Below are 24636 nucleotides of genomic sequence, written 5' to 3'. Positions count from 1 at the left end.
AAGGATCATCTTGCAGGGTCGCTGAGCTCATTCCACCTCAGCATTCACCCTGCTCTTTGGTGTGCTAATCGTTCTATGACACCCTCAGAACAGGGCTGCGACTGGCAGGGAATCCTACGACGACCTGACCCCTCTTGGAAGGAATCCACTCACCGAAGAAGCATTCCGTACGCAAGATTCGGAGGCAGTCGGTGAGTCGACAGCCGACGTTGGACTCGATTATTCACCGCCACGGTGGGAGCCGCCACAGTGGGACGCCGATCGCTTTGGCATGGACGATTTCGATCTGGGGTTCGACGAGTCCAAGGAATCAGCGTTCGAGGCTGGTGAACAGGCAGAATCCAGTTTTGGAGCGTTCGATTGGGAGGGTAGTGTATCGATTGAGGATCCGGCAGTGGAACCAGGGTTCGGTGAGGAGATGTTCGGGCTGGATGGATTCGCGGAATCACACGAAGGAGTGGTAGGTCTGCCCCGCTTGAATACCAGAAATAATTCGAGCCCCTTGTTTCCTGATGGGGAAGGCTTCTTTTCAGATGGAGATCTCGAGGAGGACTGGTCGTTGTTTTAGACCGCTTGACCAGTCGCCTCTTTCCGTCGTCGATAGTAGAAACACCAATTATTTTATCAATCGTCCAGAATAGGCTGTTCTGAGAGATCATTGTCCCCGTCATGCACTTTTCAAGCCCTATACTGTCTGAATTCGACCGAAACAGGCTAGCCCTCTACGAGTCGAAGCAGACCATCCCCAACTGCTGGAATTTGTCGTGGCCGAGTACGATCAAGATGTGATGGTGATTATTTCGAATTCAAGGGTTTCACCACCTCGTCAAGCACAATTATTCCAGATAACTGTGTCTTGAAGTTCGTCGGGAGCATTTTCACCGGCAGAGAACTGCCCGACGGGCTTTTTGCCAAATCTAAGCCCGTTTCATCACTCTCTGCACCTCCAGAATCATCCAAAGGAAGGCTAGGGTACACCGGTGCAAACGCCGCTGGCTCTCTCCGGCCGAGGGGCCATCAAACGACGACTTCCTCTAGCCGGTATATCAGAATTCACTCACTGGATGAGAGTGCGATCCGCGGTGGAGTTTGTCGCCCCCGAGAGGGACGAGGGGGCTGTCGTAGGCACCCACTCAACAACCATGTCATCCGAACACGAGCAACAGCAATCACGACTCCCTAGCGAGCACACTGAGCAACCGAGCGAAGAACCGTGGGCAGATCTCGAACTGACTCTCCCTCACGGCAGAAGTCCAACTGGCATCGTCTCATTTGTCGAGTGCGCACTCGTCGAACTCACTCACGAAGACGTCGGAGCCGAGTTCGTCTCGACGAGTGTAGCGGGCATGAAGCGGACACAGTTCATCGCCGTCGACGACGTCGGCGAGCGATTCCAGAAGCGGTATTTCGACGAGCGTCTCGGCTGGCACGAAACGACAGTCTGCCGTGAAGCGACTCGTGAGGAGTTGGTCAACCGACTCTCACGGTCGTCCTTGGATCGAACCAGTGAGATGCCGAACACTGACCCAGATACGTTCCGCGTGAAGCCCGTTCATCAGTTCTGAGTCCCCACGATTTAACCAACACAGAACCGCAGTCTTCCGCAGTGTTGGTTAACGATATGGCAGCGAGTAGTTTGTCCGCGCCTGAGAGGCCGAGGCGCGTCAATACGCGCCGACGTGATTCCCATGCCCGGTACAGACGCACTCGACGATGCATCAGCCGACCACGAACGGTTTGAAGCGGAACTCGTTGCACAGGATCAAGATGCCGCCCGCGTCTCAGTAGCGGATATTGACGAGAGGAGAGCCCATTCTCTGGTCAATGACCTCGTCGACGACGACGTCGTCACCCCCATCCCCGACGAACGGGTCCTCGTCCACGAGCCAAGCGACGAGGCATTCGACTCGATACTCCAACTCGCAGTCTTCCATCGAGGCTGGACCGCCGCTCGCGACACCGACGAGGGAGGAAAGTGATGCAACAGACACTTGCTGGCTGTGCCTTCTGCGATGCGGTTCCCGGTACAGACGTGGGGAAGGCACATACCTGGGGAAAAGACGAACGAGTCACACACCCGATCTGCGTCGACTGCGCGATCCAGTCGAGTCTCGATCCCGACGAGCGTGACCATTACGCCTGCGACGGGTGCGGGCTCGTCGTCGATGCGCTTGCAGCCCTCACCCGGTTCCGTGTCGAGCTCGGCCACCTGGAAGGTCCACTACAGCTGTGTGCGAGATGTAGTCCCCATGGGCCCGCAACGTACTGGACGCGTGACCTCGAGGGACACCTCGTCACACCGCCGGCAGAGTGACCCAAAACACTCTTTACTGATTCGCTGTAAACTGTAATCAAGAACGGCCCATGTCACGCACCTCAAATCGCGCCGACGGCGACATCGTCCGTGACTTCCTCTCGGTCGCGGACTTGCTGGAGGAGCCACAGCTAGCTCAGCTGTACGCGTATCTCGCCCAGGAGGGGGAGGCGACCGTCCAGGATGTGATGGAGGACCTCAACCTCGCCCAGGGAACGGCCTACAGCTACGTGAACCGGCTCGTCGATACCGGCGTCGTCGAAGTTACACAGGACGAGCAGCCCCGGCAGTACGCCGCCCGCGCAATCGACCTGACCGTGACGACGACTGCCGGCGACCACGAGTACACGATCACGCCGGCGCTCATCGACGCGGTCGGCCGCCGGGAGACGAACGCAGATATCGACACCTACATCGACCGTCACGGCGTCGCCGAACTCGCGACAGCGCTCACCTATGCGGTCGCCCGCGAACGCGGCGAGGTGACCCACCGACTGATGGCGGAGGACCTCGACATATCCCCGCTGGCCGCGGAGATGATTCTGCAAGCACTCCGGCCCGTCGTCCACGAGCACTACGATATCGAGGAGGCTGGCGCAGGGCTCGGTGAGTTGGACATCGACGACGGCACTGACGACACGTGAGCCGGCTCCACATCGCCGACACCGGCCTGTTCGTCGCGATGGGCCAGCCCTCGAACAGTCGCTACCGGGCTGTTCGGCGATTCGCCCGCCGAAACGACGTCACCTTCGTCCTCCCCGAACGGGTGTACGAGGAGCTGACCGTCGACGACCCCGACATCGAAGCCCCGCCTGTCGACGACGCAATCGACGAGGGGTGGGCGACGGTTGCAGCGCCGCTCGAGTTCTCCGAGCCGATCGTCTCGCGAGCCATGGACGGAGTCCAGCGGTACATCGCGAACGCCGACGACCGGCCCGCCGACGACGTCGAGCGAGCGGACGCCGCACTCGCGGCCCTGGCTGCCCAGCAGCTAAGTGCAGGGGTGGTGACTGAGGTCTACATCTACACGACGGATATCGCGGCAGGCGAGGGGGCCGAAACTGTGCTCGCGAGCGAGGGTTACGGGGACTCGGTGACGTTCGTGAACGGGTTCCGGTTCATCGAAGACCTGGTTTCGAATCGTAGCTGAGGGATAGAACAGAAGAAGACGCGTCTTACGAGATTTGTGACCGCTCAACATCCCCGTATGAGCGATCAAACCTCGCCCTCATAGCGTCACCTCGTACTCGTCAGCGAGTTCCTGGAAGTCCTCCCACTCGGGAAGTCGGGACGTCCGCTGGGCACCGCTGGTGTCGAGATACGTGTAGAGGTCGTCGACGACGTCGTCGACGCCGTACTTGATGGCTTGGGACCGGAGTTCGTCGCGATCGATGTCGACGTGACTGAGCAGGAGCAGGCAGTATGACTGCGTTCGTGGGCCGGAATCAATCACGAGCATATGGCAGCACAACATCTCCGGGGAGAGATCGCCTGTCGTCTCCGAATAGAGGTAGTACCGACGGTCACGTGCCAACAGCGGGAGGCCGTATCGCTGAAACTGGTCTGGGCCTGTCGGAATGAAGTGTTCGTCGGCGATCTCAGTCGTCGTCTGTACAAGGAACTCATCAAGCGATTCCCACAGAATCGAGTACGTGTCGGTCTGTGCTTCGACAGTCTGGCGGTGGACGTGATGGGCAAGCTCACGAGCGAATACGCTCAGCGGTTCGAAGCCATCGTTCAGTGCGTACGCCCCGTCGTCGGTTTGGTAGACGAGTCCGCGATGCTGAAGCGGGGCAAGTGTACGGTGGACGGTGCTTCGGTGGACGTCGGCGCGGCGTGCGAGTTCGGTCGCGATCCGCGGGGTATCGAGGAAGTAGCACACACGGAGAGCAGACCCTGACAACAGCTCCGGCCAGTCGATGTGTGAATACTGTTGCGTGAGGCCCGTGAGTAACTCGAGGGCCTTTGCGTCCGACAGTCGAATCCGCTTTGTTTTCCCCTGTCGACGTGTCTCGACGAGGCCAGCCGTTTCGAGCCGCTCGACGAGTTCTGACGTGTAGCTGAGACTCCGATCGAGATTCGTTGCAAGGTCAGAGACCGTTTGCTCACCATGGAGGGCAGTAAGGGCGCGAACCTCACCTTCTGTGAGCATACTGTTGCATACTAGCGAACCAATATATAAATTACTTCGGGGTTTTGCAACACAGACCCGGTTCTGTCGAGACGTAGGCATAACGGATGAAAGCCCTCGGCCGCTCGGCATCCCGCGATCACCGAACCGAGATTGGCACAGAACACCTTGTGGTAGATTTTAAGTTTCTGATATTCGACTGTTCACAGAACAGCGATGCCTGATACATATTTGGTCCACTCGAATCGGCAGAACGAGCCGGATGTCGACTTCTCTCGATTGTTCAATGAGCTCGGTGTCGTGGCCACATATGGGCCTGAAGAATACGGTGAACAACTCCGTTCGCTTGACGCTGGTGACCACATTCTCTTGTACGATCAGCCCTCCGGACAGTACATTGCTGCAGGGACGGTCACCGAACCATGGGACGAGTCAGCGATCACAGATCCCGACCGGAAGGTCGTCCCCAGCGATGAAAGCACGGAGTATCACGTCTCGGTTGACTGGGAGCGATGGTACAATCCGACCGAAGGCTATGATAGAGGGACGGTCAATCGCGCTTTAGACTATCCCACGAGTTACGCACCGCCCCGCACAGTGAGTTCAGCAGATGGCCCGGACGACGACGATCTTGACCGGGTGTACACTGCCATCGTTCAGAACGAGATTCTGGGTCCGTCACTGACTGCTGAGCAACGAGCGATTCTTGAGCAGTGGCGAGATGTCGTGCAAACGATACCATCAGGTGCTGAATTTGACCTAGAAGGACACAACCGGACGGATGTGATCCCCAAACGCGCAGACAAGTTCATTGCAAACCCCACGCCTGAGCGTTTCAAAGCGATGTGGAATCAGATGCATTCCGCCATCCAGGGAGGGCAAGCGACCCAGATTCTGAATAAGTGGAGTGGATCTATCGATGATCTCGCGAGTCTTATCGAGGAGATACGCAATGCCGACCAGTACAACGATAAATGGGAGGATTCTCTAGGCGGAAGGACGACCGTCCGAGAACTCTTCGGCTCTCTCCACATTGACGACCACCCAATACTGAACGCTGCATCGACGAACGGGCTTACGTTCTTCGGCTATGAGGATCCCCGTTCGTACGCCGAAGGGGAGCAGTATTTCACCGAATTCCTCGCAACGTACGAACGGATCGTCGGCTACGCGACGAGGGACGCAGACCACGGTGTTACCGTCCCGATTCGATTTGAAGTTGACCAGCTGTTCAATATCATCGATAAAGTCGATGATCAGAGTATCGAAGACGAACCGTCTGATGCAGCAATTGAACTGTATGAGAGAATTCTCGACATAAAACAGCGACCAACAGATGGAGAGTCGTCGGTCTACTGGGTGACGCAGACGAACCGTGACGAGATTGAGAACGAATATCTCGAGGCGTCTGTCGACGATGTCTGGCACCACGACCTCACCGTACTCGATGTCGGTGACACGATGATTCACTATCACCGCCCGGAGATCATCGGATATTCAACCGTCACCTCAGAAGTATCTGAAATCGAACAAAACGGAGAGAGCCGCTATCGTGTCGACGTTGACTTCGAACAGTTCGACGAACCGCAGTCGATCGACGAGGTACGCGACTACTTGATGCGTGACGACGTCCGCGGCGAGAAATACTACCCCCTCGACAGCAACGGCAAGGTCACGCAGACCTATCTAAGTCGTTTGACCGACGCTGCAGCTGAGCATCTCCTTGGGGGCATGACTGGTCCGGACTACTACTGGATTACGGCGAACCCCGATATCTGGTCAGTCGACAGTATCGCACACGGTGGTGAGATATTTTACACTGCCACCAACTCGAACGGGAACAAGCGGCGTATCGTCGGCGCATTCGAATCCGTATCGCCGGGCGACCGGGTCGTCTTCTACGAGTCGAATCCTGTGAAGGCCATCGTTGCCGAAGGCACGATCGTCGAGGGATTGCACGAAGAGACGAAAGAGGAGTATGGCGGGGCAATCGATGGAATCACGATTCAGTACGATCGGCGAGTGGAACCGATTACATGGGAGCAGCTCACCGACCTTCCTGACCTCGAAGAAGCCTCTCCGATCCGAAATCGGGCCCAAGGGAGCCTGTTCGAACTCTCTCCGCACGAGTACGAGACTATCTTAGCACTTGAGGAGTTGGCACCCATCGACCGACCGGATTCGTCGACCCGATACTTCTGGGTGAACGAGGAAATGTTCCGCCATGAAGATGGTGCCACTGCATTCTATGCGACGATTGGTCCCTCCGGATCTCCACGGCTAAATCTCGAGGCGTACAAGCTCGCCCGACCGGGTGACAAGGTGCTCCTCTATCAGGTGGCGCCGACCAGGGCGATCGTCGCACAAGCCCACGTCTCCGAAGGCCTCCACGAAGAGTACTCAGAAGAGCACGGCAGAGAGATCGAAGGCATTACGATCGAATGGGACTCGGCCCTCGATGGGGCAACATGGGAGCAAGTCGTTGACGACCGTCAACTGGCAAAAAGCGAGATTATCCAGAGTAAAAACAATTCGATAATCACGGAACTCACCGAAGCGGAGTACGATCGAATCCTCGAACTCGGGACACAGGTCACGTTCGACGATCACACCGACGATATAGCGGCGCTCTCAGAGGGCGTTACTGTCGACTCGGGGCCACTGTACTTCCCCGAGCAGGAGTGGGATACCATCGAGTCGCGCGTTCAGCGCGCTCTTGAGAGCGGGAATCACGTCCTGTTCTTCGGTCCACCGGGGACAGGGAAGACGAAGCTAGCACGGCAGGTGTGTGAGGCGACCGTCGGCGAGAGTGACTACGAGATAGTGACTGCGTCCGCTGACTGGTCGACGTTCGACACCGTCGGTGGTTATCAGACGACCGCTGAGAACACGCTCGAATTCCAGCCCGGTGTCGTGCTCGATCGCTTCCAGGCCGATACTGATGGGACACCTGCAAACGAGTGGCTGATCATCGACGAACTCAATCGCGCGGACATCGACAAGGCGTTCGGCTCGCTATTCTCCGCGCTCACTGGCGAGAGTGTCACCCTTCCATTCGACGGCTCCAATGGCGACCCGATTGAGATCCTTGACTCTTCGAGGACAGACACGACCGTCCGTCCGAGTCGATTCTACATCCCGGACGATTGGCGAATGCTCGCAACGATGAACACGCTCGATAAGACGTCGCTGTATGAGATGAGCTATGCATTCATGCGACGCTGGGCATTTATCCCTATTGGGATTCCCACCCTCCCAACACCCGAGGAGGAAACTGCCGACGGTGAGTCGAAGCTTGCACAGCTCGTCGGGGAATACGTCGCTGTCTGGTCGGCTGGTGGGGACGTGCCCGAAGCTGAGCAACACTTTGAGCCGGTCGGTCGGCTCTGGTATGCCGTCAACAAACAACGTGCGATCGGACCGGCCATCATCGAGGATATCTATACGTACGTCGCTTCGACGCCGACAGTCGAGGATGCGGATTACGTCTCACCCATCATCATGTACGTGTTCCCCCAGTTGGAAGGGCTGCGACGGGGCGAACTCGAAGATGTCCTCGACGAGCTCGACGCGATCGTGGCCGATGACCAGAACGAACTCTGGCCGACTGCCAGCGATTTCTTCCAGGTCGACCTGGAGTCAGGGAGTGAGTAGGATGCCGAAAACATCGAGTCAGGCGCTCCTCGCGGACATTGCTAATGACTTCCACACGTACCTTAGGAAAGGCGTTCGATTCGACCGCGTCATCGACACTGCCCACCCGGACCTCGACGTCGATGATATTGAGACACTGCTACGGATTCACTTCGTCCTCACGGACACTGGTGACACCGACGAGGCCGTCGGTGTACTCGACTTCATGCGGACGTTAGAGGACCGTATCCGACAGATGAAAACGACCGTCTCAGCGACCTCGGTTGAACAGCGAGGTGAGATTCGTGGCCGGATCGACTGGCCGGGAACGACAAAGCGACGGGCACGAGCTGGCCGCTTCGACGAACCACTTTTCGTCTGCCGGCAGTCCGAAGAACGCTACGACGTCGACGAGAACCTCGTCCTGAAGCGACTACTGCGAATCGTCCACGAGATCGTCCATACCGACTTGCAACCGGCTGTCGAGAATCCAGATGGCTACGAGTGGCTGTCAGAGTGGGTCAAACCAACTGATGCCGCGATCCGGAGTCCGGAGTCCGCAGCGGCCAAGCTCAACCGAATCTATGAACGGAATATCTACCTCCAGCGTATCGAAGAAGCCGATAAGGACGTGACCGACCGGACAATCGAATCGGTGAAGCGGTCCCGGTCGGCGTTCTACCGTGATGCCGCCATCCTCTTGGATCGCTATCGCCGCCTGATGAACCAAGAACTCGACAGTGACGAGGCTCACGACATCTTGTCTCATACGGTCATCGCACCGGAGGAAACGGAGACCCTCTTTGAACTCTACTGGATCTTCCGTATCCTCGACGCATATGATGCCGTCGAGTACAGAGTACTGACGCACTGGCGTAACGATCCCTCGACTGTCGCGACGTGGGAACAAGACGGGTCGCGGTTTGTGATCTCGCATGACGCGACTGGTGAGTCCCTTACGTTTCGAGAGTCGTTAGATCCAGATGCGGCGGAGCCGGATGGGTATCTCTTCCGGCTGAACCAAGTACTTACGCGGTGGAAGTCGCTCTCGCAAGACCTTCTCGATTACAGCGGGAGCGATGCACTCTGGGGTGGTCGCCCAGATATCCTGCTCGAACGCTATGATCGGGACGAGACGGGTGAGTTCGAACTTGCACATGTGTTCGTCGGCGAGGTGAAGTACACACAAAATATCGGCTACGTTGCGACAGGACTGCGTGAATTACTGGAGTATATGGCGTTCGTCAAGCGCTCTCAGACGGGGGCATACGTCGAAGCTCCGGAAGACGTGCTTGACTCTGTCTCGGTGCGTGGACTCCTGTTTACAGACGATTTGGGTCAGGAGGCACAGTCACCGGATGAGATCAAGATTATCCAGTACTCTGACTCGGTCGGTCAAGTACTGTAATTCACTTTGAGATCGGGCACGACGATACTGGCTCTCTGTCTATGCAGCTGGAACATCCCGTATTAACCAACACAAATAGCTAATATGGAATAATGTTGGTTAATCTGGGGAACAGTTCACAAGTCGGAGTTATTGGCGAATGAACGTCTATCTGCGCCAGAAGGCTTGAGACCTATCTCGAGGCACCGACGAAAGAATGACCAACTGAATCTGGACTGGGGCCGGCGTCCCATACGATCTCTGAGAACCCCTTTCGCGTGTCGGCCAACAGTGTTTGTTTCGGGACGACCGCCGGCTGGCCTCTGGAGAAATTGGAACGTTGACCGAGAGTATCATCTCCGAAAGCCCTCGGCCGCTCGGCATCCCGCGACCCACGCTGCGCTCCTCGTGCCTGCGGTGCTTGCGGGGCCGGGGGACGACCGAGACGGCCTCGCCCTTTCTGAGTCCGCCAGGATGTCGGCTGGGTTACTGAGCGTCGAGAGTGGTTGAACGGTGGTTCTCTATGGCCCGCCCCGCTCGCCGCTGCCGCCCTCCGCGTCGCTCGCGACCGACCATTCCGGGCATGCGGGCGCTCTCCGCACCGCCCGCGTCCGTTCCGGGCTAAAATGAATCTGGTCTCGACGCCAGCGGGTAACCGCGGGGGGTTGCGCGGCGTGGCTGCTCACCCCCCACGCTTACTCCGCTGGACGCTCGCTCCGGGCGGGTCGGCGCGCGGTGCTGGGTGGGTGGCCTCCCTATGGCGCGCTCTCGCTCGCGCCCCAGGGGGCGCTCGCGAAGGCGCGAGCGAGAGCGCGCAGATGGTTCTGTCGGTCGGTGTCGTCGAAGAACCGCGATGTAGTAGCATCGCGGTGTCGGGCGCTGAGCGCCTTCAGGAGCTGAACTCCAATGTCGAGTAAGAACGTCTTTGGTAATGAGGTTTCGGTCGATGAACAGGCATTCGAAAAAGCGGACAAATCGGCGGTTGACGAAGATGGCTTCGAGGTCGTCGATGAGACGCCTGAGTTCCAGGCGACGGTGCAGATGGAGGTGCAGGCAAAAGTCGATGCGAACCACCCGGACGGGATGGTCGACACCAGTGACGAGCGGATCTACGGTGCGACCCTCGAACAGGAAGAGCGCATTCGTGCGCGAGAGGCTGAGCTGGAGCGAATCAGTGCCCAAGCAGAGCTGGGGACGCAGGAAGGTCGGGAGAAGCGGACGCGAGACATCGCGGCGAAGCGGAGCGCTGAGCGGCGTGCTAAGTTCCAGAAGCGGGCGGCGAGCGTGAACCCGATGGCTGACCCGGAACGAGGTGATCCTCGTGCAGAACTCACGCAGGAGCAGTTGGCGGCGGTGAACAAGCAGTCGATGCGGCTGGCAAAGAAACTGGATGGCTGGTCGCGAGCGGCGATTGGTCGGCGGCTGGGTGAAGCCGTCGTCGGTGGGAAAGACCTGATGAGCGCGGTTGTCGGGGTGTTTGAGGAGTTGCAGACGGCGCCGGGGCAGGTGGTTCCCATCGGAAAGCTCGAGGACGTCAATCGCAAAGAGGTGAGCATCGAAGGTACTGTGACCCAGCTGTGGGAAAGCGACTCGCCGGCAATTCAGCAAGTTGGACTCATCGAGGACGAAAGCGGGCGAACGAAGGTGACTGTCTGGGAGAAATCGAATCAACCTTGGATCGAGGAGGGTGAGACGGTTCGCATTCACGGAGCGGCGAAGAACTGGTACAATGGACGCGTCTCCGTGGCTCTGACTGGGTGGAGCACCGTTCACTTCCCTGAGCGCGGTCGGTGGTGGGAATAGCCGGTCGTCGCGGTCTTCTTTTTTTGCTCCGTGCCGGACCGACCCAGGCCCCACCTCCCCACCCTCCGCTCCGTGCTCGCTGCGCTGCGCGCGCAGCCACGACCTCGCTTCGGAAGCCAACCGGTACCCGATCGTCTGCTGACCAACCAGGCCGAGGTTTATGCTCCCACCGGAACCTCTGCATCATATGATCGGAGCGGGTATGACATGACACAGGACAAGCGACCGACGGAGCGAATGCTGGACGAGATCGACGACGGGAACTACGTTATCCCGCACTTCCAGCGTGGCTTCGAGTGGGACCCAGGGATGGTCTCTGACCTCTTCGCCTCCGTCCTCGACGAGTACTACACTGGGACACTGCTCCTCTGGGATTTGGAATACTACAACGGGAGCGGCGAGATGTGGGACGTCGTCGAGGGCGTCCCGGAAGACCGGCTTGCCGACAGCCCGAACTACGCCATTCTCGACGGCCAACAGCGGCTCTCGTCGATCTACTACGCTCTTCACTCACCGGCGATGACCTTCCCCAGCCGGAAGTCGTACTACTACTTCTTCCTCGATATGGACGCGTGTCTTCGGGAAGAGTACGACGGGGCCGTCGAGTACGAGTACCGACTCAATCCTCGTGACACGGCAGATTTCAAGAAGCGGCTTCCCGACCTGCTGCCCGAGCAGGGCCTGTTCCCGCTCTGCCTACTCCGGGACGCCGAGTTCCGGAACTCGGAAACCTTCGAGGAATGTCTCACGGAGTACCACGACCGGCGGAGCGAGCCAAGACACCCGGTCAACGAGATGAGTCAGATGAACCTCTACCGGGAGTTCAACGGTATCTTCGATCGTATTCTGAACTACCGCTTCTCCGTCGAAATCCTCGACACGGCAAAGCTAGAGGAAGTTTGCGAAATTTTCACACGGATCAACAAGAAGGGCATGACGCTGTCGACATTCGACCTGATGAACGCATTCCTCTACCCGGAGGGCATCGCCCTCCGCAAGGAGTGGGACGAGCTCACGGGCCATGACCAGCTGAAGGCCGTCGACAACTCGATGAGCACGAACGTGCTGAAGACCATTGCGCTGCGCCAGCGCGAGTATTGCTCCTCGAAGTACATTTATCAGCTCATCCCCGGCACCGAAGTCGAACGTCGGGACACCCCAGGAGACAGTCGCGTTGAGGTGCCCGTAGAGACCGTCGGCGAGTTCCGTCAGTTGTGGGACACCGCAATCGAGTACAGCGAGGCCGCCCGCCAGCGAATCATCAATACCGGCACGCACGACTTCGGCGCCATCAAGAACGGATTCATTCCGAACACTACCATCCTGTCAGTACTGGCCGCGCTCCTCTGGGAGTACGACGAACGGTTCACCGAGACGCTCGAGGAACCGGCGTTCAACGATCGCCTCGTCCGATGGTACTGGTCGGCGGCCCTCTCACGGGACTACAGTGGCTCCTCTGATACCATCATGTCGCAGGACTACCGCGAAATGCGCGCCTGGTTCGCGGACGACAGCGATTTGCCCGAACGTATCCGAACGGTGGACGAGGACTTTGTCTCGAACGCCCTCGACCTCCAGAGCGTCACGCAGGGTGGCCGATATAAGGCCATTCTCGGGCTGTTTGGCCTCAACAACCCCAAGGACTTCCACACAGGCCGGCGGCTGGGGACGTACAATGCGTCGCAGATAGACGACCACCACATCTTCCCGAAGAACGTGGAGGGGCTGTCGCTCCCGGGCGAGCGCAAGCACTCGATTCTCAATCGGGCGCTCATCCTCGACGAGACCAATCGTACGGAGATCAGTAACCGAAAACCGAGCGACTACCTCCGCGACATCGAGGCGACAGCGGACGAGTCGGTCGAAGAACGGCTCGCCGAGCACCTCATCCCTGCGGATGGCGTGGATGCACTCTGGAACGACGATTTCGATAGTTTCATCCAGGCGCGAGAGCGGGCGGTGCTGGACGAAGTACGGAGACGGCTCGGCATCTCGGAGACCTGACGGAGTACGCAACTAACCAGCGCTCAGTACGAAGCCAGGGACTGTTACAGGCCGGTCGCCGAAGCTCCCCAATTGGTTCAGCAGACATCCACACACCGCCATGTCCGCGGCTGTTTATTTCCCCCTGAGAGGGGTGCGGGGTGCAGACAAGATACCTCGCGAACTACCAATGGCGACGAGAGACATCTACCAGAACGGATTCGACGAGGACGTACCAAACGACGGAACCACGCCGTGTCCCGAGTGTAAGGGCGAAGTGAGGATGAACAGCGTTGAAACCATCTGTGAGGACTGTGGACTCGTTATTGACGAACAACGAATCGACCGCGGTCCGGAATGGAGAACTCACGATCAGGACCAGCGAAAGCGAACGGGCGCTCCACTGACTGCGGCGCGTCACGACCGAGGGTTGTCGACGGAGATCGGTCGCAGGAAAGATGCGAACGGGAACGAACTCAATGGACGAAAGCGCCAGCGACTGTCCCGAATGCGCCGGGAACAGAATCGTGGTCGGTTCCAGTCGAAAGCCGAGCGAAACCTCGCACACGGGCTGGGTGAAGTACGAAGAATCGCCAGTGCCCTCGAGTTTACAGATTCGGTCCGTGACCAGGCGTGTCAGCTATTCCGGAGCGCTCAGAACGAAGACCTGCTTCGAGGCCGATCAATCGAGGCAATTGCGGCAGCAAGCGTCCACGGGGCCTGTCGCTGTAACGGCCACACACGGTTACTCGACGACATCGTCGACACAGCACGCGTCGAACAATCGAGAGTCGCGAATGCGTACAAGACGCTGAATACAGAACTTGGGCTCCCGACCCAGCCGGTTCGCCCGAGTGAATTCATCCCCCGTCTCGCGTCAGATCTTGGCATTTCAGACGCCATCCGGCGTCGAGCAGTGGCACTCTCGAAGCACCACCAAGAAACCACTATTTCAAACGGGTGTCGTCCGAGTGGTGTCGCGGCGGCCTGCATATACAAAGCTGCACAGGAACACGGAAGGTCACTCACACAGCAGAGAGTTGCGGATGCTGCAGGGATGTCAGCTGTAACAGTTCGTGCGAGAAGAGACGAACTCAACGCGGCGTGAGCCGGCTTGCAACGGCATCAACTTCATACGCTGAGAGATGAGTTACTCAACCATGACGCTCACAGAGACGGTCGATTATCTCGCCGAGGAGTTAGATCTGGAACGGAGTCAACACGTCCGACAGGTCGGAAAGGCAGTCGCAAGACTACGTGATTAACAACACTGGCCCTGCCTTCCCAGTAACTCAACACAGCACCCATTCGCATATATTTGAAGAATCCAAAGATATATTGAGAGTAGCCGCCTACAGATAGGTATGACCGAGTTCGATCCGGCCCCCACGTCCGACGATACTCAGCGCCGGTGGCAGACGGGGACAGACACGTTTGGTCGCGTCTACGACGTTGTCCTCGGCGTTACCTCTCCAACTGCCTACACCGATATCGCTGAGCTTGCGGACTGCTCTCCGAATGCCGCGAAAAAGCACCTCGATCGCTTGGCTGAGATGGGCATCGCTCGAGCCGAGAGAGACAGCCGCCCGGCGACATACGAACGTAACGAGGGGTATCTCGAATGGCAGGACGCCAGTCGAATCGCAACCGAGCTCTCTATCGAAGCGATCATCGACCGCGTGGAGGCGCTTGAAGCCCAGCGAACGGAATACGAAGCGCAGTTCGAGACGACAGACCCAACGGCTGTCAACGTGTTTGATCACGATAGTCACGAAACCATCCACGATCGGATGACCGCCATCAGCGAGTGGCAGGGCGTGATTCGGGATATCAGGCTGTACGAACTTGCTCGCCAGCTCTCCCAGAACGACGGGCATCTGATTCCGGCCTAAATGAGCCAGCCACCGGAGGATTCGGACCCCCACTCGACAGGCCCACCGGATCGACAAACACTGCGTCTGCTGGAGCGACACCTGTCGTCGGATTCGCTCATCGCCGAGACTGCGTTCGACCCGGATTCATACGAACCTCGACTGCTTCGTGGACTGCTCGACGCTGGACGATATCCTGACACAGTAACAGCAGCCCGTCTCGATATCCGATGGTTCACGACTGGTGATTTCTCAGTCCACTACGTCGAAGAGCACGAGGACGGGAAACGCTGGGAATGTCGCTGGGACCGGCACCCGAACGCGCACAACACACGGTTGCACTTCCACAAGCCACCGTCTGCTACCGAAATTACCGACCTCGAACTCCCGTCGCTCCATCCACTCGAAGTATACTCCACCATCCTCAGGGCGATAGAGCAACGCATAGAGACACTATGGTCGTCATAGTGATTTCGTGAAGAAGGGGAGCATGAGTTCAAATACCATTACGAGGGAAGCCATTCACAAGAGATGACGAACCACTACTCTGATTTTGAGGAACTACGACCACTTGGTGAAGCGACTCGCGTTCCCGACGACGAGCTTTCTGGACGAGGGAACGCTGGGCGATCAGAGGGACAGCGAAGAGAGGGGCCGGATTCGTATCCAGATCGAACGAAATCGACACGGAGCGAATGTTCCTCGTGCAGTTCGTCGATTCCTGCGAACCGTACCAAGTGTCGGTTCTGCCTCTCAAACCATCTCGATGGAGCTAGCGACGATAGTCGCGCCCCGGATACTGAATGGACACTACTCCACGTCGTCCATCTGCTCGTCGAGGCGTCGACGTTCTACGCCGCCGTCGCGAAGGGTGCTGCTGCAGCCACGCTCCTCCCGAAGGCTGACAGAGATCCAGTAGTTGACGACTGCCAGCTGCTCTACGACCTCAATGCAGAGCCCGCCGCACAGCTAACCGATCAGTGGCCCTCGCTCCCCCCAGCGGTACAGGTAACATCAGAGAGCGGCGCACAGGTGCTCGCGGCGGCGCGGGAGCGGACGACATGGACAGACACGACGCAGTCGCCTCACGACGGTGAGCACGCGACGTTCCTCTACGACGAAACCGGGAGTGGGATTCGTGATGAGACTCGCCTTGCGACCCTCCTCACGGACGCAGACGACGGTGTCTGGCTCGTGCCAGCGATTGCGGTCCAACAATCCGTCGAAGAAATCAGTAGCGAGAGCCCACGACGCGAGAGTTCGAACAGGAAACAGCTCGTGTGTCGGGACTGCGGTGAGGAGACTGCGCATCGATTCCTGAAATTCGAAGCCGTCCCTGACGACGAGTGGGCCGAACAGTCCATGTGGGAGTGTCAGTGGTGCGGAACACCCCGATACGGGCCGGATCCGAAAGCAGATTAGTAACCAACGCCACCTGCGCATTGGGCTGTTGTTGGGTAACTGCCAGCAGCGAGTCAAAGCGTTCCAGAAGACCGGTGTCGAGCACGAACAGGGCCGAGCAGTTTTCCCGCGATACGACCAAGAGCTACTATGCCCTTTACCGCAAGCTGGCGGACGCTCCTTGACGAGTGTGACGCACTCGCTGCGGATGCGACACTCATCACGCCACTGTCGGAAACGCGGTTCCACCTCACCGACATTCAGGAGTACCGCATCGTCATCGAGTTCGGCGATTCAGGTAACGCACAGCCGCTCCACCGCGAGCAGTTCGAAACCCTGGCCGAGCGCATTACCGACGCTGGCGGCACCTTCGATCTCCAACGCCTGCCCCCGGACGCGGAGCCGTACGCGGCCGTGCTCAGTCTCCATCCCCGCTACGAGATCAACAACCGAGCAGGCACGCTCACCGAAACCGACGAGCCGACGACCTCCCAGCTCATCACCGGGGCATCCGGTCAGTCACCTGATGACCAAGACGATGCGGCAGACCGCACGGAACCCGATCTTCCCATCTATGCCGACATGCTCCTCTTGATCGACGCGCTCGAACGCCACGACCCAACGGCGCTCGAGGACGGTGAGACGCCGGCGCTCATCAACCTCTATACGCTACTCTCGGACGTCCAGCGAAACGCCGGCGACCTCCGACAGGACGTGCGTGAGGTGCTCCTTGGGCGACTCCACCACGACCAGCCGGTCCACGGCCAATACGGGTCGGTCCAGCGGACAAGCCGCCGCAATCGCTCGCTGAAAGACGACGACGAGGTCATCGGCGTGCTCGAAACGGCGGGGATTCCTCGCGAGCGCATCATGGCCGTCGATCGCAAGAAAGTCGACGAAGCCCTGGACGTGACCGATCTCCCAGAGACTGAGGTCTACGAGATCGAAGAAAGCGAGTATGTGCGCAAGGCCGACGTCGACGTAGAGCGCAAGGAAACACGGCTGCAAGGGCTGAAGGACCAGCTCGCGCTGAGCGACGATCCCGACGCCGAGGAACTCCGCCAGGAAGTCGACGAACTCGAACAGCGCATCGAGGAGTTGACCGAGTTCAAACCCGGCACCGAGGTCGGGTCGCGGTCATAACGACAGTGGCCGAATCGGACTTCAACTTCTCCTTAACCAACGCTGGTGTCTTTCCCCGCGTCGTTGGTTAAGAACACACCACCGTTGCCAGTAAGCACCCCTCGTTACGGAAGTTCGAGAAGAAAGCCACGTCCTTCTGATGTCACAAGTGAAAATTCGCACGCAAGCGCATCTATGGAATGCACTGTGGGACGCCAATCCACCGAGCATTCTCACTTAGAAGCAGGTGTTGTATCGGACGAGGCAGCAACTGTTTCAACCAATTCGACCATATCATAGACGTGAATGCCGGTTTTGAACCAGAGTACTCGGTCGGCCGTCCGTCCGAAGTCCTCATTTGCACAATCCAGTCGCTCTGAGACAGCCAGTATGAAGTTGTCAGCCTCCACCTGCCGGATCTTCGCTAGCTTTGACTCTAAATACTCGGGCGTCCAGAAGCCAACGATCTCGAGGATCGCCCGCCGACCATCGGGGTGTTCGACTGCGAAGTCGGGGATCATCACCTCGGCCCCGAGGTCGAAGACATCGTCCTCACGTACGAGCTCCCACTCGGTATTCGCTCGCGCCCATTTCTGGGCGAGCGTCCGCTCAACATCGCTATCGAACTGATCGCCAGCACTGTAATGCGAATCAAGGGTCTCGGTGTGGTCAAGTCTGAACTGCCGCGTCTCGTCTATCGTCTCATCAGTGAGGATCTCGGCAGTCAGCTCCCACCGGTCACAGAGAGGTAACGCCGGCAGGAAGTTTGCCATGCGAATCCCGTACTTCTGTGATTTCGAGAAGAGTGACGCTGGTCCATCCAGCACGGCCTCATACCCTGTGGCCTGGTCCGTACTCGGAACGCGCTCGCCGTCGCCGTCGATCGGATAGATGCGGTGCATCAGGCCGAACAGCTTCATGTAGCTGAACACCGTCCCGAAGTGATCCCAGACGCGAATCCGCATCTCAGTCGCATCGTAGAGGACTGCCTGAGCCAGCGCGAGATTGTACCGGGTCAGCAGCCAGTCTACGGTGAGGTCGGTGTGTTCGTATTCCTCGGCACTGTTTCCGGTCAAATTCGTCGTCGACGGCGACGCATCACTGGCGTACTGCTCGGCCGTCCGCGTGCCGATTCGAACGAGCCGCTTGTTGTCCTCGAGATCGGCGTACATCCCACGATAGCAGTCTTCGAGCGAGATCCCCAGTTCGTCGGCCACTGCACTGTACACCTCCAATTTCTGCGTGTCCTCTCCAAGGGTGGGCTGGCGGACAATCGGGTATCGCTCGTTGGCTTTCTCGAACAACCGCTGGCGGATCGTATGCGGGTCAACCGGAGCAACGACCTCGAACTCACACTCGTCTTTCAGGAGTTTCGCGAATCCTTGGACGATCTTGTAGTCGGTATTCGCGACAGTCAGCTCGTCAATCTCGGCTTCGAGGTCGCCTTTCGGCTCATTGAGGTGGGCTTCGAACAGTTGGAGGAGTTCCCGTGCCGTCTCACGATAGCGCGCTTCAGATGGATCGATGAACAGCGGTGTAATCGTCTCGTCGGTCGTGCGTGACCGCGCGAGGTTTGCGGTCAGCATTACGCATTCACCCCCTCTCGACGGCGTTGGGAGACGTACGTCTCCATCGTGTCCGCAGCAATAATCTCGTACAGACGTGCTGGCAGACGGTCGTCCGTCGGCCGGAGGATTCGTCCGAGCCGCTGAGCGTACTGGCGTTTCGAGGCGCTTCCCGAGAGGATGATGCCGACGTTCGCCGCCGGGACGTCAATCCCTTCGTCGAGAACTTGGGAGGTCGCGAGCATCGAATACTCGCCCGTGCGGAACCGTTCCAGGATCTCGGTGCGTTCGTCGGTCTTGGTCTGATGGGTGATGCAGGGGACGATGAACTCCTGGGAGATCTCGTAGGCGAAGTCGTTGTTCGCAGTGAAGATGATGGCGCGGTCGTCGTGATGGCGTTTGATGAGCGTGTCGAGCGTGTCGAGTTTCTTCGTCGCCGTCCGGGCGAGTCGCTCGGCCCGTTGTTTGGCGATGAGCGCCCGCCGTCCCTGCGGGTCGTAGGACGTGCGCTTGAGGAACTCTGCGTAGCCGCGTTCCTTCCAGAGCTCGAAGTCGTGGCTGTCGACGTAGTCACGATAGATCTGATACTCCTCGTCATACGTCTCGCGTTCGTCGGCTGTGAGGTCGACCGACATGTGAATCGTCTCGTACTCGCTGAGATACTCGCCGGCGAGTTCGTCGACGTGCTCCCGATAGACGACCGGCCCGAGAAGGTCCTCGAGGAGTTCGTGCTTGCCATCGGGTCGCTCGTAGGTCGCTGTGAGGCCGAGGCGATACGGCGCGATCATCATCTCGGGGATCTGCTGGTAGGTCGGAGCTGGCAAGTGGTGTTCCTCGTCGACGACGAGGAGGCCGAACTGGTCGCCGTACTCGTTGACGTAGCGATAGGCGCTGTCGTAGGTCGTGACCGTTATCGCGGTGACCTCGTGGCTGCCGCCGCCGAGAACGCCGATTGGCTGTGCGAGCTGGTCGCCGAAGGCGTTGGTGAGCGTGGCGTGCCACTGGTTCATCAGGTCAATCGTCGGCGTTACGACCAGCGCACTGACGCCGGCGTTGGCGATGGCCTGCAGCCCGAGGAACGTCTTCCCGCTGCCCGTGGGGAGCACGACACTCCCCCGGCGGCCGTGGTCGACCCACGCGTCGAGGGCGGCCTGCTGGTAGTCGCGCGGTTCGATGTGGAGCGCTGGCGTGAGATCGAGGGCAGGATACGCCCGTGCGGCGTCTTCGAGAGCGTGGGCGAAGCCGTCCTGCAGCGTAGATTGCTCGTTTCCGTCTGTCCAAGCACCCGCCCATTCGAGGAGAGGTCGATACCGATACGCCTGGGCGCGGTACTCGTCGACGCGGTCGTCCCACTCCGCATACGGAGTGTCATCGGAGGCATCATGGAGCAGGAGGGTTCCGTCGTCGAATTCGAGTCGCATTCAGTATCAAGATGGATGAGTTCGGACGGATTCAATCTGTGGATTGGCCGGGGGTCGGTGAGACGTGGCGCTTTCTGTCTCTGGAGAGGGTGGTTCGAGGACGGACACACGGCTCTCAGCGGTCGAGCCAGTACTGCCAGTCTGCGATCGCCTGTTTCGTGTCACTGCTGGCGTCAACGGGCTCTAATTGTTCCAGCGGCACGCCAAGTGTTCTGTCCATCCACTCCACCGTTACGAACATCTGGCTGAGCGTTGGCTCAGTCGGGGACATTTCGATAACGCGTACCGTTTCGCCCACATTCAGGGGTGATTCCGCTCGCTCGATGACACACCGTGCTTCGAAGGGAAAGTCCATCGTGTCGCCCAGATACGCGTGCCAGCCCATCGCCTGCTCTTCAGCACTGTACGTATCGACGATAATCCGCATCTCGATGCGTTCGTCTCGTTCTTCGTCTCTCTCGACTCGTGGCATACCCATCAGTACGCACTCTGTTCGTAAGATACGCTGGACAGCCGGATCCACCCATCGACCAATCGTAAGCTTGCTCGATTGTGACCGCAGAAGTCCTGGACTGAGTCGCCGGACAAGATTAACCAACAAGGCGTGTCAAAGCCGTTCATTGTTGGTTAATTCGATGGGGCGGAGATGTGTGATGACGTGGAGAGGCCTCTCACGGCGTGAAACCAGCTGATAGAGGCTACCTATTCTCGTGTGCCCAGGACGTGTGACATCAGCCAGTCGGCATTGAATGTCGTCGGTCCAATAGCGCACTTCGCTATGGAAATTCGTAGCCACAGTTCGGACAGAAATTTTCGTCGCCATCCAGCAGAGAGAAGCATTCGACGCAGATACGGTTGCTCGGAGCGGTTGCGATATCCTCCAGAAAGTCCATCGCGGTCTGTGACGCAGCACCCGGCCGATAGCCGTCAGCATAGCCCGGCAGTGTCGAAGCCCATTGGACAATCCCCTCATCATCGACGACCGCGACGTTCCCAGCGATGTCGAGTTTCCCGTAGCGTTTGAACGCCGCTGACGGTGTCTGGTCGATGGTCTGGTTCAGAGCACGGTTGCGTTTGAGGTCGCGCTCGTAGACCTCCTCGGGCGTCGGGTATCGTACGTCGCCGGGGAAATCCGTGATCGGCCCGTGCTGCTCGTCGATCCGGTCGATCTCGACTGCGATGCCGTGCTCGTCGTGCAGCGTTCGCAAGAGCCGGAGCGCGTGGTCGTGCCACTCGCGGATGTCCGCATCAGCGTAGTAGCGGAGGATCAAGTGTCTGACTCCGTCTCTTCTGCGGCCGCGATGCGGTCCGAGAGGCTTTCAGCGAACCACTCGTTAGCGAGTTCGCTCGCACGATTGACCATCTCTTGATGGCTCATCCCCTCGGTTTTGAAGGATTTGTAGACGCGCCATTGTTCCGCGCCTGGATCAAAGACGATTACGTGCGTCTTGGCTTCCATATTCAGCAGGAACGCTTCGATCGTGCCGGGGGATGAGCCTGGAAAACCCATGGCTCCGCGAATTTTTGGGTTGTCGCTCTCACCAATCTGCTTCACGATGCCGTCGGTAATGGGGTGGCTCGGAAGCGACGAGAGAAACGATGGGGAGGATTCTGAATCATCGGTCATAGCTGACGATTCGCGCAGAGAAACCTTGAATCCGTGGACTCGATTGCACCATCACAGCGTGTCATAGAATTCTCCCCGTCCACTTCGAAGTGACCGACGTGAGGGATATAGAGGATATCTGTAACAGAATGCTATCGCATTCAGTCCGAACAAGTGGGGTTTGGATTGGACTCGGCGAACTGACCGTTTGGATTCTCAGTGAATAACCAGACATGGAGTCCATAGTGTCTGGGCTGGTCTGAATAATGGCCCTCCATCGGTCCACGGAAGGTTCGCCGGTCATCACCAGCAAAAAGTGCTGGAGGTTCCTCGACATCACTCGTGGGGACGAACCATTCAGCACCCCTCAGCTCGTACTGGTCGGTGTCTGTTTGTTCATAGAGGAGCACGTTTGGCATATCGTAGGAAACCTGGGGAACATCTTCTTTCACGAATGGGGTACCCAGCCCCTCGATACAGGTGCCGATGTTTCGATAGCCATCGTTCATCGCCTTCTCGTGGTCCTTGTATTTCTCCAGTTTGAGCTTCGCGTCGTTGACCCCCGCACCCGAGCCGCTCTGTCCGGAGCCACCGTCAGTCGTGCCATCCAGTTGGCCGAGACACCCTGCCCCAAAGACGAGAAGTGGTACCGACGCAGAGAGGAGGTCTCGTCTGTTCATAACTAGCTCTTCCCCGCTCTGGACATAAAGCTCCCCGAGAGTGAAAGAGACGTTTGAACGAAATCCGACTCTCTGACTATGAGTGATCCCACGAAAAATAGCTCGATAGATGTACAAAGCTATCTAACAGCCAATCCGCTGAAGGTCGGGGTGCAATCAATTCGTTGGGGGCGATTCTATGATATGTACCCATCATACTGTGCCTCATCCCCTTCGCTGTAACCAAAGAAACGTATCCATCCTCCTTCGATAACGAATCGATCTGTGCTGGGTGACTCAATCGTGATCCTCGTCAGGCTATAGATGCTCTGGTAAACTACCCCCACCTTACTCCCTCGGCGCAGACGCGCCTCGGTCCTTGAGTGTGGGGCTTTGATGTGGACTCCCAGCAATCAGTCGCCAGCAATCTGCTGGTGACTCTTACCGTTCAACGTCCCACCATTCACACGCACGTCTACTGGTGCGTCTCCGCTCCCCGACGTGGGCGAGGACCGGAGTCTGTGTGTTCGCTTCCGGACATACCGTAGCCCGATGTTCTTCGCGCCGTTGTAGTCCGCGTTCACCTCGTACCCGCACTTCTGGCAACAGAAGTGTTCCCCGTGACGGTTGTCCTCGTGCGTGAACCCACAGTCCGTCCGAGAACAGCGTTGGGACGTGTGGTTCGGCTCAACCTGCTCCACAGAGACACCCTGCTCGGGGGCCTTGTACTTGACGTACTCGGACAGACGTCGAAACGCCCAAACGTGGTGCCACTTTGCCTGCGGAAGCCGCTCTCGAATGTCGGTCAACTCCTCGAACACGATTACGTCGCAGTCGTGTTCGACGGCTTCCGTGACGAGTTCGTTGGCGACTCTGTGGATGTACTGTTTCCGCCACGCTTCTTCGCGCTTTCCGAGCCGTAGGAGCGCGTTGTGCGCGGCTTGCGTCCCGCGCTGTTGCATCTCACCGCGTCGCTTCTCGAACTCGCGGCACCAATGGTCGTAGTCGTCTCCCTGCCAGAACGTGCCGGTCGAGGAGACGGCGAGCGAGTTGACGCCGAGGTCGATACCGAGGACCGTTTGGTCGGGGTGCCCGATATCTGCCGGAACCTCGTCGTCGTCGCCGTCTATCCGCCGAGTCGAGATTTGAATGTAGAACTCGTCGTCCACCGCATCGTATCGAACCGTACTCTCGCGGAACTCGTAATCCTCGGAGAGTACGTGCCGCTCGTAGGGCGTCGGGCTGTCTGCCGGAAGAACGAACGACGGTTCGACCCGCCCCTCAACAGTCGCCAGCGACACCTTGTTGCGGGAGAATGTCGCGCTCCGTGCGTCGTAGTCCATCGTTTCGGCGGTGAACGTGGGGCAAGAGACTCGCTGTCCCTTCTTCCATCGTTCGATAACGCCTTTGATGGCTTCGACGGCGCGTTTGATGGCGGCTTGGACGAGTTGTGCCTGTAGGTCCGTCTCCTCTCGAAGGTCGGCGTAGAGCGCGTCCCGCACCTGCCGTTTGTTGGTCTTGCACTCGGTGTATGAGGTATCGGACCAACAGTAGTCGGCGGTTCGGTTCGCGCAGTACAGGTATTGCTCGGCGGTTCGGTGGAGTACGTCACGTTGCTCGTCGGAAAGGTCGAGTTTCACGACGGCGGTTCGACGCACGTCCATACTTCAGAGAGTACCCGGCGGTACTTGTAGGTCCGGGAGTCAGTCGGTCGTAGTATCCCGGTTGTGTCGTACCATG

The 24636-nt window shown here is 58.5% G+C and carries 23 protein-coding genes; 15 read left to right on the top strand and 8 right to left on the bottom strand.

Annotation, left to right across the window (positions count from 1 at the left end):
- Positions 1-271 precede the first annotated feature (271 nt).
- The 6 genes from AM590_RS09035 (at position 272) to AM590_RS09020 (ending at position 3464) form a co-directional block, all read left to right on the top strand.
- Entirely contained in the window at positions 272-568 is a 297-nt protein-coding gene (locus AM590_RS09035; RefSeq protein WP_058827194.1) for a hypothetical protein, read from the top strand.
- Positions 569-1142: 574 nt separating this feature from the next.
- A complete protein-coding gene (locus AM590_RS19895) occupies positions 1143-1565 on the top strand; it encodes a hypothetical protein (protein WP_082677704.1) in 423 nt (140 codons plus the stop codon).
- Positions 1566-1688: 123 nt separating this feature from the next.
- Positions 1689-1979 (top strand): hypothetical protein, encoded by a 291-nt coding sequence (locus AM590_RS20820; RefSeq protein ID WP_058827193.1) that lies wholly within the window; start codon positions 1689-1691, stop codon positions 1977-1979.
- Complete coding sequence (locus tag AM590_RS19885; protein ID WP_082677701.1) at positions 1979-2314, top strand: hypothetical protein; 336 nt, start codon at positions 1979-1981, stop codon at positions 2312-2314. Before AM590_RS20820 ends, AM590_RS19885 begins: the two co-directional genes overlap by 1 nt.
- A 50-nt stretch (positions 2315-2364) precedes the next feature.
- On the top strand, positions 2365-2958 hold the full coding sequence (locus AM590_RS09025; protein WP_058827192.1) for a helix-turn-helix domain-containing protein: 594 nt from the start codon (positions 2365-2367) through the stop codon (positions 2956-2958).
- The gene (locus AM590_RS09020; protein ID WP_058827191.1) at positions 2955-3464 is read left to right on the top strand and encodes a hypothetical protein; all 510 of its coding nucleotides are present in this window, start codon (positions 2955-2957) and stop codon (positions 3462-3464) included. The genes AM590_RS09025 and AM590_RS09020 overlap by 4 nt, the downstream gene beginning before the upstream one ends.
- A gap of 78 nt (positions 3465-3542) precedes the next feature.
- Here the strand turns inward: AM590_RS09020 and AM590_RS09015 are convergent, their stop codons facing one another.
- Entirely contained in the window at positions 3543-4466 is a 924-nt protein-coding gene (locus tag AM590_RS09015; protein WP_058827190.1) for a helix-turn-helix domain-containing protein, read from the bottom strand.
- Between the two features lie 195 nt (positions 4467-4661).
- Here AM590_RS09015 and AM590_RS09010 point away from each other — a divergent pair, with 195 nt between their 5' ends.
- The 9 genes from AM590_RS09010 (at position 4662) to AM590_RS08980 (ending at position 17666) form a co-directional block, all read left to right on the top strand.
- A complete protein-coding gene (locus tag AM590_RS09010; RefSeq protein WP_058827189.1) occupies positions 4662-8099 on the top strand; it encodes an EVE domain-containing protein in 3438 nt (1145 codons plus the stop codon).
- 1 nt (position 8100) lies between these two features.
- The gene (locus AM590_RS09005; RefSeq protein WP_058827188.1) at positions 8101-9486 is read left to right on the top strand and encodes a hypothetical protein; all 1386 of its coding nucleotides are present in this window, start codon (positions 8101-8103) and stop codon (positions 9484-9486) included.
- A gap of 885 nt (positions 9487-10371) precedes the next feature.
- Positions 10372-11268 (top strand): DNA-binding protein, encoded by an 897-nt coding sequence (locus AM590_RS09000; protein WP_058827187.1) that lies wholly within the window; start codon positions 10372-10374, stop codon positions 11266-11268.
- Between the two features lie 30 nt (positions 11269-11298).
- Positions 11299-13272: a DUF262 domain-containing protein gene (locus tag AM590_RS08995; protein ID WP_172795783.1), complete on the top strand. Its 1974-nt coding sequence runs from the start codon at positions 11299-11301 to the stop codon at positions 13270-13272.
- 169 nt (positions 13273-13441) lie between these two features.
- Positions 13442-14359: a transcription initiation factor IIB family protein gene (locus AM590_RS19870; RefSeq protein WP_082677700.1), complete on the top strand. Its 918-nt coding sequence runs from the start codon at positions 13442-13444 to the stop codon at positions 14357-14359.
- Positions 14360-14615: 256 nt separating this feature from the next.
- Positions 14616-15143, top strand: a complete 528-nt coding sequence (locus AM590_RS08990; protein ID WP_058827185.1) for a winged helix-turn-helix domain-containing protein — start codon at positions 14616-14618, stop codon at positions 15141-15143.
- Positions 15144-15590, top strand: coding sequence for a hypothetical protein (locus AM590_RS21370; RefSeq protein ID WP_082677699.1), 447 nt, complete (start codon positions 15144-15146; stop codon positions 15588-15590).
- A gap of 63 nt (positions 15591-15653) precedes the next feature.
- Positions 15654-16544 carry a hypothetical protein gene (locus AM590_RS08985; RefSeq protein ID WP_058827184.1) on the top strand — a complete coding sequence of 297 codons (891 nt, stop codon included), beginning with the start codon at positions 15654-15656 and terminating at the stop codon, positions 16542-16544.
- Positions 16545-16673: 129 nt separating this feature from the next.
- The gene (locus AM590_RS08980; RefSeq protein ID WP_058827183.1) at positions 16674-17666 is read left to right on the top strand and encodes a hypothetical protein; all 993 of its coding nucleotides are present in this window, start codon (positions 16674-16676) and stop codon (positions 17664-17666) included.
- Positions 17667-17878: 212 nt separating this feature from the next.
- On the opposite strand, the gene AM590_RS08975 is transcribed toward AM590_RS08980, so the two are convergent.
- From AM590_RS08975 to AM590_RS08945, 7 genes are all read right to left on the bottom strand, one after another.
- Positions 17879-19231 (bottom strand): DUF790 family protein, encoded by a 1353-nt coding sequence (locus AM590_RS08975; protein WP_058827182.1) that lies wholly within the window; start codon positions 19229-19231, stop codon positions 17879-17881.
- Positions 19231-20631 carry a DEAD/DEAH box helicase gene (locus tag AM590_RS08970; RefSeq protein WP_058827181.1) on the bottom strand — a complete coding sequence of 467 codons (1401 nt, stop codon included), beginning with the start codon at positions 20629-20631 and terminating at the stop codon, positions 19231-19233. The genes AM590_RS08975 and AM590_RS08970 overlap by 1 nt, the downstream gene beginning before the upstream one ends.
- Positions 20632-20746: 115 nt before the next feature.
- Positions 20747-21103, bottom strand: a complete 357-nt coding sequence (locus AM590_RS08965) for a calcium-binding protein (protein ID WP_058827180.1) — start codon at positions 21101-21103, stop codon at positions 20747-20749.
- 304 nt (positions 21104-21407) lie between these two features.
- On the bottom strand, positions 21408-21902 hold the full coding sequence (locus AM590_RS08960; RefSeq protein ID WP_058827179.1) for a zinc ribbon domain-containing protein: 495 nt from the start codon (positions 21900-21902) through the stop codon (positions 21408-21410).
- Positions 21899-22258 carry a hypothetical protein gene (locus AM590_RS08955; protein WP_058827178.1) on the bottom strand — a complete coding sequence of 120 codons (360 nt, stop codon included), beginning with the start codon at positions 22256-22258 and terminating at the stop codon, positions 21899-21901. Before AM590_RS08955 ends, AM590_RS08960 begins: the two co-directional genes overlap by 4 nt.
- Positions 22259-22398: 140 nt before the next feature.
- Complete coding sequence (locus tag AM590_RS08950; RefSeq protein ID WP_058827177.1) at positions 22399-22917, bottom strand: hypothetical protein; 519 nt, start codon at positions 22915-22917, stop codon at positions 22399-22401.
- 392 nt (positions 22918-23309) lie between these two features.
- Positions 23310-24560 carry an RNA-guided endonuclease TnpB family protein gene (locus AM590_RS08945; RefSeq protein WP_058827176.1) on the bottom strand — a complete coding sequence of 417 codons (1251 nt, stop codon included), beginning with the start codon at positions 24558-24560 and terminating at the stop codon, positions 23310-23312.
- Positions 24561-24636: the final 76 nt, after the last annotated feature.

The organism is Haloferax sp. Q22, assembly GCF_001482285.1.
GTDB lineage: Archaea > Halobacteriota > Halobacteria > Halobacteriales > Haloferacaceae > Haloferax.
The sequence above is the reverse complement of the archived record's forward strand: the minus strand, read 5'-3'. Positions and strand labels throughout refer to the sequence as shown.

Bases quoted from the DNA above. Each gene is read 5' to 3' on its own strand.
- AM590_RS09035 (WP_058827194.1), top strand. From the start codon at position 272: ATGGACGATTTCGATCTGGGGTTCGACGAGTCCAAGGAATCAGCGTTC.
- AM590_RS19895 (WP_082677704.1), top strand. From the start codon at position 1,143: ATGTCATCCGAACACGAGCAACAGCAATCACGACTCCCTAGCGAGCAC.
- AM590_RS20820 (WP_058827193.1), top strand. From the start codon at position 1,689: ATGCCCGGTACAGACGCACTCGACGATGCATCAGCCGACCACGAACGG.
- AM590_RS19885 (WP_082677701.1), top strand. From the start codon at position 1,979: ATGCAACAGACACTTGCTGGCTGTGCCTTCTGCGATGCGGTTCCCGGT.
- AM590_RS09025 (WP_058827192.1), top strand. From the start codon at position 2,365: ATGTCACGCACCTCAAATCGCGCCGACGGCGACATCGTCCGTGACTTC.
- AM590_RS09015 (WP_058827190.1), bottom strand. From the start codon at position 4,466: ATGCTCACAGAAGGTGAGGTTCGCGCCCTTACTGCCCTCCATGGTGAG.
- AM590_RS09010 (WP_058827189.1), top strand. From the start codon at position 4,662: ATGCCTGATACATATTTGGTCCACTCGAATCGGCAGAACGAGCCGGAT.
- AM590_RS09005 (WP_058827188.1), top strand. From the start codon at position 8,101: ATGCCGAAAACATCGAGTCAGGCGCTCCTCGCGGACATTGCTAATGAC.
- AM590_RS09000 (WP_058827187.1), top strand. From the start codon at position 10,372: ATGTCGAGTAAGAACGTCTTTGGTAATGAGGTTTCGGTCGATGAACAG.
- AM590_RS19870 (WP_082677700.1), top strand. From the start codon at position 13,442: ATGGCGACGAGAGACATCTACCAGAACGGATTCGACGAGGACGTACCA.
- AM590_RS08990 (WP_058827185.1), top strand. From the start codon at position 14,616: ATGACCGAGTTCGATCCGGCCCCCACGTCCGACGATACTCAGCGCCGG.
- AM590_RS21370 (WP_082677699.1), top strand. From the start codon at position 15,144: ATGAGCCAGCCACCGGAGGATTCGGACCCCCACTCGACAGGCCCACCG.
- AM590_RS08985 (WP_058827184.1), top strand. From the start codon at position 15,654: ATGACGAACCACTACTCTGATTTTGAGGAACTACGACCACTTGGTGAA.
- AM590_RS08980 (WP_058827183.1), top strand. From the start codon at position 16,674: ATGCCCTTTACCGCAAGCTGGCGGACGCTCCTTGACGAGTGTGACGCA.
- AM590_RS08975 (WP_058827182.1), bottom strand. From the start codon at position 19,231: ATGCTGACCGCAAACCTCGCGCGGTCACGCACGACCGACGAGACGATT.
- AM590_RS08970 (WP_058827181.1), bottom strand. From the start codon at position 20,631: ATGCGACTCGAATTCGACGACGGAACCCTCCTGCTCCATGATGCCTCC.
- AM590_RS08965 (WP_058827180.1), bottom strand. From the start codon at position 21,103: ATGCCACGAGTCGAGAGAGACGAAGAACGAGACGAACGCATCGAGATG.
- AM590_RS08955 (WP_058827178.1), bottom strand. From the start codon at position 22,258: ATGACCGATGATTCAGAATCCTCCCCATCGTTTCTCTCGTCGCTTCCG.
- AM590_RS08950 (WP_058827177.1), bottom strand. From the start codon at position 22,917: ATGAACAGACGAGACCTCCTCTCTGCGTCGGTACCACTTCTCGTCTTT.
- AM590_RS08945 (WP_058827176.1), bottom strand. From the start codon at position 24,560: ATGGACGTGCGTCGAACCGCCGTCGTGAAACTCGACCTTTCCGACGAG.